This window comes from Streptomyces sp. RP5T, assembly GCF_003933965.1.
Taxonomy (GTDB): Bacteria; Actinomycetota; Actinomycetes; order Streptomycetales; family Streptomycetaceae; genus Streptomyces.
Genome location: NZ_RSAJ01000428.1, coordinates 1 through 7,372, shown reverse-complemented (window position 1 = coordinate 7,372; position 7,372 = coordinate 1). Strand labels below are relative to the sequence as shown.

The following is a 7,372-nucleotide window of genomic DNA, read 5'->3' as shown; positions in this document are numbered from 1 at the left end:
GTGCGCGGGGTCATCGGTGCGGCGGGTTCACGGCCGGTCGAGGCCCGTTCGGCAGTGGGCTGCGTCGTGGGTCGAGCGGGAGGGTCGGGATCCGCGTGACCTTGTGATGCGTGGGGTTCCGTTCGGGCCGGATGCCGCGTGTCAGGGTGCTCGGAATACTTGCGCGGCGGGTTCACGGCCGGTCGAGGTCCGTTCGGCAGAGGGTGTGCCACGGGTCGCCTCGGGGATTCGCGTGACCCTGTGACGTGCGGGGCCCGGTCGGGCCGGGCCCCGCACGCAGGGTCAGTGCGTATCGCCGTACCGCGGCGTGCTCACGGCTGGTCGAGGACCGTGCCGGTCAGCGCCGGCCTGTCGGGCAGCGGCTCGGCGTTGCGATCGGTCAGCGCGAGGCGCATCGACTCGGTCGGCTCGGCGACCTGGTCCCGCACGGTCGGCACCACGAAGTCCGTGCTGGTGCTCCCGGGCGGGATGTTCAGCCACACCCACAGGCTCGCGTCGGACAGCCGGCGCTCGGGGTCGGGCACGTCACCGGACCATTCCTTGAGCCACTGCGGGTCCACGTCCTTGGTGGACAGCTCGGTGCCCTCGGTGACCGGAAGCACCCGTACGGGCTGCCAGATGTCCACCGCGGAAGGGGCGTCGATGGACAGCCGCCAGGTCAGCGTCTCGCCCTCGGTCACCCGGTCCGCGACCGGCGACAGGGTGACCACCGGCTCGGGGTCGTCGTTCTCGACGGTGACCCCGCCCCGGTACTTGCCGACGACGGAGCCCCGTACGGCCTTGACGGCGATGTCGTGCTGCACGTCCTCGCCGTACGCGGTGTCGCCCTTCACCTTCACCGGCACGTCGATCGCGTGGCTGCCGGGCCGTACCGTCACCAGCCGCTGCTCGGCCCGCCCGCTGTCCGGGGCGAGGACGTACACGCGGACCTGACCGCTGCCGTGCCCGGAGATCCTCACCGGGACGCGGTAGGTGCGGGTGCCCGAGTCGCCCTCCTTGACGACCGTGCGGCCCACGTCGACGCGGGGCAGCGCGGCCGCCCTGACCGCGGGAGTGCCGGGCGCCCAGCCCCAGGCGTCCATCAGCCAGGCCCGCCCGGAGCGCGAACGGGGCGTCAGCTCAAGGGACTTGACGTGCCGCAGGTCGAGTCCGGCCCGGGTCGCCGCCGACAGCGGGACGCGCAGCTCCTGCGCCCAGTAGGAGGCGGTGTACTGCGAGCCCGGCAGTCCCGTCACCTCGGTCCGGCCGAGCGTCACCCGGCGGTTGGAGGAGTCGGTGACGGCCACGTCGAACTTGGTGCCGCTCGTGTTCGGCGGTACGAAGACCCGCAGCGCGAGCTTCTGGGAGCCGCGCAGGGAGAGCGGCTTGACCGGAGTGACGCGCGCGGCCGTGCCCGGCGCGGACCACTTCAGCGCCACCGCGCTGCGGCCGGTCTCCTTGTTCGTCTCCCACTGCGCGAAGTGCGGGGAGGATCCGAGGGTCTCCGGGGCCAGACAGGCCACGGCCGGGTCGGGGTCGACCGCCGAGCACAGCCGGGCACCGGTCACCTTGGCGCCGCTGTCCGGCAGGAAGCCGCCGCTGCGGCGGCCGCCGACCGCGTGGGTGAGCACCCGGGCCGGATCGGCGGACGGGGCCCGCTTCCCGGAACCGTCGAGCAGCGGACGCACCCGGTCGTCCCCGGAGAGGAAGAGCCGGGCCGCGGCCGCGATGTACGTGGCCCCCGCCCTGTGCTGCTGGGTGGCGGTCAGACGGGTCGCCGCACCCGGCGAGCACACCGGGTCGGGGTGGTCCGGGTCGGCTCCGAAGTCGTCCTGGGCCGGGGCCTGGGCCTCGCCCGGGGTCCACTCGCTGTTGAAGAAGTTGTGGTTGGCGCCGACGACGTAGACCGCGCTTTGCAGCGCGGCGCCCCGGCTGACCCCACGCGTCCCGTCGACGAAGTCCTCGCCCTGAAGGTCCGACACGTCGCCGTCGCAGCCCGGCAACAGCGTCACGGACGGGACGTCGGCGACCGGATTCTGGCCGAAGATCGTCGGTCCGATGAGCACGGTCCCGCGCACCTTCCAGCGCACCGGACCCCGGTAGCCGTCCTCCGCCGCGGGCGGCGGGTAGAGGCTGTCCATGGCGGCCCGGTTCACGCCCTCGCCGCCCCGCGAGTGACCGACGAGCAGGACCCGGGCGAGATCCGCCTTCGCCGCGGCACGGACCACGGCCGGGGCCGAGGAGCGGTGGGCGCCCCAGTCGGCCCAGCGGGCGAGGTGCTGCCGTACCAGCGAGGAGCGCGCCTGCGCGCCGGCGTCCTCGGCCTCCCAGTCCTGGGCGTTGATGCTGTTGGCCGAGATCGACACCGTCACATAGCCCTGGGAGGCGAGCAGTCGCTGGTCGCGCAGATAGCCCAGGTGGCTCGGGATCGGCTTGTAGCCGGCCGCGCAGGGCCAGTCGCCGGTCACGTCGTCCTCGGAGCCCGGCTTGTAGCAGGTGTTGTGACGGCCGTGCAGGAACAGCGCGAGCGGCCGGCTGCCGGGGGCGTTCTTGGGTGCCACGACCTCGGCGGTCATCTCCACCGGGGTGCGGTACCCGGGCAGACGCACAGGGGGGAGGTCGTACGTGCCGGTGACGGTGCGGTACGAGCCGGGCCTGCCCGGATCCACACCGTTGGCCGGCGCTTGCGCGGGCAACTGCGGCGCGCGCAGGCCGGACGGGTTGCTGTCCTCCTGCGCGTCCAACCGGCGTCCCGCCGCCGTGACTTGGAGGTCGGTCAGCCGTGCGGGCCGCGCGTCGGTGAGGGCGAGCCGGAAGGTCCGGCCGTCCTTCGCCGGCTTCGGAACCCCGAGCAGCCGGTCCCCGGTACGGAACTCGACGCGCGCGTCCCCCATGGGCACCGTCTCGGGTGCGCGCCAGACCAGCTCACGCGCTCCGCGTTCCCCGTCGATCCGCCACCCCGGCGGAAGTGGTCGGTCGTCCGCTGCACTCAACGGGCCCGATGCGTGCGGCTGTTGCGCCTGTGCCAGTCCGGGCGAGCCCGCCAGGGCCGCCAGCACCGCCACGGCGGTCACACATATTCGCCGGGCACGGATCAATGGTTCTCTCCTCAAAACCCCGTGCGCAGACCACCCGTCGGTCCCGGGCGTCTCTCGCGTCACGTAGGACGGGGGAGGGGTGTCTGTGGGTTGTCTGTGCGCGGCCGTCGCCCGCGGGCGAGTGGCGCGAACAAGCCAGAAGCGTCACGGGGACTAGCGCCCCACCCGATGGGGGAAGCGCTTTCCATGAGCCGAACTCCCCCTCTCCGCACAGCAGTCGTCGGCACCGGCCACCGCGCCCAGCTGTTCACCCGGGCCCTCGCCGCCCGCCCCGGCCACCGCGTCGCAGCCCTGTGCGACCCCAGCCCCACCCGCATGGCCTTCCACAACCGCCTGCTCGGCGAAGCCGGCGAACCGGCCGCCGCCCAGTGGGAGCCCGACCGCTTCGCCGGCCTGCTCACCGCGGAGGGCATCGACGAGGTCGTCGTCACCACCGTCGACGCCGAGCACGACCGCTACATCGTCCCCGCCCTGCGGGCCGGCTGCCGGGTGGTCACCGAGAAGCCGATGACCGTCGACGCCGGGCGCTGCGCCCGCATCCTGGAGACGGTCAAGGACACCGGCAACTCCCTGACCGTCGCCTTCAACTACCGCTTCAACCCCGTCCACGAGAAGGTCCGCGCCCTGCTGGCCGACGGCGCGATCGGCGAGATCCTCTCCGTGCACTTCGAGTGGCTCCTCGACACCCGGCACGGAGCGGACTACTTCCGCCGCTGGCACCGCGAGAAGCGGCACAGCGGCGGCCTGATGGTCCACAAGGCGAGCCACCACTTCGACCTGGTCAACTGGTGGCTCGCCGACGAGCCGCAGGAGGTCTTCGGCTACGGGCGGCTCGGTTTCTACGGCCCCGAGGCCGGCGCACGCCACGGTCTGCGCCGCGACTACACACGGGCCCACGGGGCGGAACCGGCCGCCGACGACCCCTTCGCCCTCGACCTCGCGTCCGACGACACCCTGCGCGCCCTGTACCTCGACGCCGAGCGGGACGACGGATACCTGCGCGACCGCAACGTCTTCGACGGGCCCGTCACCATCGAGGACGACATGGCGCTGGTGGTCCGCCACGCCCGCGGCGCGACGATGACGTACCACCTCACCGCCTACTCCCCGTGGGAGGGCTACCGGGTTATGTTCAACGGCAGCGCGGGCCGGCTGGAACTGGAGGTCGAGGAGAGCCGCTGGCAGGCGCCCCTGACCAGGATCACCTCGGCGAGCGGCGCGCTGCACGGGGACACCGCGGCCGACCACGCGGGCGGCGCGCGTCTCACGCTGCGGCCCCTGTGGCAGTCCCCGGTCGACGTGCCCCTCGTCACCGCGCACGAGGCGCACGGCGGGGGAGACCCGCGCATGCTCGACGCGCTCTTCGGCCCCGTGGACCCCGGCCCGGGAGACGCGGGCGAGGACGCCGGTGCCGCGACGCATCCGACGGCCACCGAACGCGACGGTGCCCTGGCGCTGGGCGTCGGCATCGCGGCCAACGAGTGCTTTCGGACGGGGCGGCCGGTGCGGGTGCGCGACCTGATCCCGGCGGCGTGGTGAGGCCCGGGTTTCCGAGCACCCGGCCGCCGCCGACGGGGTGTCAGCTCCAGGCGCGGTAGGGCTCGTCGAGCAGCTGGAAGACGGGCTCGCCGCGCACCGGGTCCTTGGCCGTGGACATCCGTACCCGGTCACCGCTGTGGATCGCGGCGGGCGGGCCCATGACGCGGCCCCGGACGACGAATCCCTCGGCCAGCTCGATCAGCGACACATTGCGTGCGGCGGGGGTGTTGCGGTGGACCACCGTGGAGTGCCGGACCGTGCCGACGCCCTCGCTGCGCTCGGTGCGCAGGTCGCCGCCCTGGCAGACCGGACACAGCAGGCGGTGGTACATCGCCGTACCGCACCAGGTGCAGCGCTGGAAGAGGATCGCGTCCGTGGCCGGGGCGGCGGGCTCGAGTACGCCCGTGCCGAAGCCGGCTGCCTGACGAGCAATGCCTGAGTGGTGGTACACGCTGGTCAACTCCCTGCGCTCGGCCGGAATCCCACGTGCTCGGGTAACCGTGCACGGACGTGCGCGGCTCCCGTGCCGCCGTGCACACCGTCAGCGTATGGCACTGAGTGTCAGCCGTAAAGGTACTGCGTACCCTCAACTTCACTGAAGGGAAGCCGGCGGCCGCGGCGGCTCAGTCCCGGTCGAGCGTGGACTCGATCTCCTGGACCACCCGCCACAGGGGCGCGCCGCGGCGGGAGACGATCACCACCACGTCCTCGGCCGGCTCGCCGGCGGGCGGCGGGCCCGGCGCCCCGAAGGCGGCCTGCACATAGCCCAGCGCGTGCTCCACGGCCTGCTCGGCGTCGCCGTGCCCGTCCGAGCGCAGCCAGGAGCGCAGGGCGTTGTTGTGCGCCGCGGCGACGGCGGCGGCGATCACGTCGGCCCTGAGCGTCCCGTCGTGCAGCCCCTTCAGGCGCCCGCGCAGATACTCGGCGAAGGACCGCTCGTAGCGCCACACCACGGACAGCTCGTAGGCGCGCAGGCCCGGCACCTGCTTGGTGAGGCGGTAGCGCTGCACGGAGAAGGTGGGGTTCTCGGTGTACATGCGCAGCACCAGCCGTACCGCCTCGCAGACCCGCTCCAGGGGATCGCACCCGGGGTCGCTCGCGGCCAGGAAGGCCGTCATGTCGGCCAGGCAGCGCTCGTGGTCCGGGAAGACCACGTCCTCCTTGGACGGGAAGTACCGGAAGAACGAGCGGCGCCCGACCCCGGCGAGCGCGACGATGTCGTCGATGGTGGTCTGCTCGTAACCCCGTTCCAGGAACAGCTGGAAGGCGGCCGCGACCAGCGCGTCCCGCATGGCGGGCTTGGTGGAGCTCATGGTCGCGAACGTAGCACCTGAACTACCGATATGGCACTGGGTGCAGCCTGTCGAGGGAACTGAGTGCAACGCCCTGCGTTGTCGGGCTGCCGCCCGGCCGCATACGATCGGCGCCCGCCCGCCGAGGAGTCCCGCATGTCCCGCCGCCCCGCCCTCCTGTACGTCACCGACCTGGCCTACCGGGCCCGCGGGCGCCGCTACTGCGACGAGGACATCCTCCTGACCGCGCGCCTGCGGGAGGACTTCGACCTCGCCCTGTGCCACCCCCGGGACGCCGCCGCGCTCGCGGCCGGCTTCGACGCCGTCGTGGTCCGCAACAGCGGGCCCGTGCTGGCCCACCAGGAGGCGTACGACGCGTTCCGCGAGCGGGCGCTGCGCGACGGCACGCGCGTGTACAACCCGCTGACCGGCAAGGCCGACATGGCGGGCAAGCAGTACCTGCTCGACCTCACGGCCGCGGGGTACCCCGTCATCCCGACCGTCGACCGCGCCGAGGACCTGGACCGGCTGCCCATGACGGACCGCTACGTCGTCAAGCCCCGGCTCGGCGCCGACTCCATAGGACTGCGGATCGTGCCCGCCGACGAGGTGCGCGACCACGTCGACGGACAGGTCCTCGTCCAGCCGTGCGTCGACTTCACCTACGAGGTGTCCTTCTACTTCGTCGACCACGACTTCCAGTACGCCCTGTACGCCCCGCACCCCGACCGGCGCTGGACCCTGGAGCCGTACCGGCCCACCCCGGACGACCTGGCCTTCGCCCGGCGCTTCGTCGAGTGGAACGACCTCGGCCACGGCATCCAGCGGGTCGACGCCTGCCGGGCGCCCGGCGGCGGACTCCTGCTGGTCGAGCTGGAGGACCTCAACCCGTACCTCTCCCTGGACGCCCTGGACGACGAGCACAGGGACGCCTTCGTCGGGGCCATGAAGGCGTCCCTGCACCGGTTCCTCGACTCCGCCCCCCGATGAGCGCCGGCGCTGAACTCCCGGGCCCCCGGCGCCGTATCACTTGCCGGGGGACGGCTTCAGACCCGTGTGCGCGGGACGGAAGGAGACCAGGATGCCGACACCGTCCGACCGAGGGGCGCCGCCGGACCGGACGCCCCTCGAACCCATCCGGGTGCTGCGGCCTCGCCGTACCGACGCGCTCGCGGAGCTGATGAAGGACCTGCCGCCCCGGCCGGCCGTCGGATACGAATCCTTCTCCCTGCCCGTCACGCCGCCCGGAACCGAGGACGCGACCCAGGAACTGCCGCCGGTCGGCGACGACCGCGCCCGGCGCCCCCGTGACGTCCCCCGTGGACGGGTGCCGGGACTGCGCCGCACGGCGATCGCGGCGGCGGTGACGGCGGCCGCGGTGATCGGCTTCGGCTGTGCGCTCCTGCTCGCCGGACGCACGGGGCACTCCGCCGCGGTGGCGGACCCGCAGCCGACGGCCAGCCC

At 73.3% G+C, this 7,372-nt stretch carries 5 protein-coding genes and 1 pseudogene; 3 read left to right on the top strand and 3 right to left on the bottom strand.

Annotated elements, in window-relative coordinates; translation table 11 throughout:
- Positions 1-311: 311 nt before the first annotated feature.
- The gene (locus tag EHS43_RS32265) at positions 312-3,053 is read right to left on the bottom strand and encodes a hypothetical protein (RefSeq protein WP_185806509.1); all 2,742 of its coding nucleotides are present in this window, start codon (positions 3,051-3,053) and stop codon (positions 312-314) included.
- A gap of 210 nt (positions 3,054-3,263) precedes the next feature.
- Between EHS43_RS32265 and EHS43_RS32260 the strand changes: the two genes are divergently transcribed.
- Positions 3,264-4,616 carry a Gfo/Idh/MocA family protein gene (locus EHS43_RS32260; RefSeq protein ID WP_125194217.1) on the top strand — a complete coding sequence of 451 codons (1,353 nt, stop codon included), beginning with the start codon at positions 3,264-3,266 and terminating at the stop codon, positions 4,614-4,616.
- Between the two features lie 40 nt (positions 4,617-4,656).
- On the opposite strand, the gene EHS43_RS32255 is transcribed toward EHS43_RS32260, so the two are convergent.
- A complete protein-coding gene (locus tag EHS43_RS32255; protein ID WP_125194216.1) occupies positions 4,657-5,067 on the bottom strand; it encodes a Zn-ribbon domain-containing OB-fold protein in 411 nt (136 codons plus the stop codon).
- Between the two features lie 172 nt (positions 5,068-5,239).
- Positions 5,240-5,908 carry a TetR family transcriptional regulator gene (locus EHS43_RS32250; protein WP_125194219.1) on the bottom strand — a complete coding sequence of 223 codons (669 nt, stop codon included), beginning with the start codon at positions 5,906-5,908 and terminating at the stop codon, positions 5,240-5,242.
- A 156-nt stretch (positions 5,909-6,064) separates the two neighbouring features.
- On the opposite strand from EHS43_RS32250, the gene EHS43_RS32245 reads away from it, so the two are divergent.
- Both EHS43_RS32245 and EHS43_RS32240 read left to right on the top strand, forming a co-directional pair.
- A complete protein-coding gene (locus tag EHS43_RS32245; RefSeq protein ID WP_125194215.1) occupies positions 6,065-6,898 on the top strand; it encodes a hypothetical protein in 834 nt (277 codons plus the stop codon).
- A 91-nt stretch (positions 6,899-6,989) separates the two neighbouring features.
- A pseudogene (locus EHS43_RS32240) lies at positions 6,990-7,372 on the top strand (peptidoglycan-binding protein); the annotation flags it as partial.

Coding starts and splice junctions, on each gene's coding strand:
- EHS43_RS32260 (WP_125194217.1), top strand. CDS start 3,264: ATGAGCCGAACTCCCCCTCTCCGCACAGCAGTCGTCGGCACCGGCCAC.
- EHS43_RS32250 (WP_125194219.1), bottom strand. CDS start 5,908: ATGCGGGACGCGCTGGTCGCGGCCGCCTTCCAGCTGTTCCTGGAACGG.
- EHS43_RS32245 (WP_125194215.1), top strand. CDS start 6,065: ATGTCCCGCCGCCCCGCCCTCCTGTACGTCACCGACCTGGCCTACCGG.